1 tRNA gene is annotated in these 223 nt (G+C 41.7%); it reads left to right on the forward strand.

Annotation, left to right across the window (positions count from 1 at the left end):
* The first annotated feature begins 48 nt into the window (after positions 1-48).
* Positions 49-124, forward strand: a tRNA-Val gene (locus AB4133_RS22080).
* Positions 125-223 lie beyond the last annotated feature (99 nt).

A 223-nucleotide genomic window follows, 5' to 3' on the forward strand; every position in this document is an offset into this window, starting at 1 on the left:
CCGCATAGCTCCACCATTCTTTCTCCATGAAGGAATCAAAACTATCATGGGCGATTAGCTCAGTTGGGAGAGCACCTGCCTTACAAGCAGGGGGTCACTGGTTCGAGCCCGGTATCGCCCACCATCTTTAAGCACACTTTTCTTAGTAATAGAAAACTGAGTGTATTTAAAAATGGTTTTGAAAGTTTAATGCTTTAAAAACTCTTGCTCTTTAACAATTTGG

The sequence above is a fragment of the Vibrio sp. 10N.286.52.F8 genome, assembly GCF_041468745.1.
GTDB lineage: Bacteria > Pseudomonadota > Gammaproteobacteria > Enterobacterales > Vibrionaceae > Vibrio > Vibrio crassostreae_C.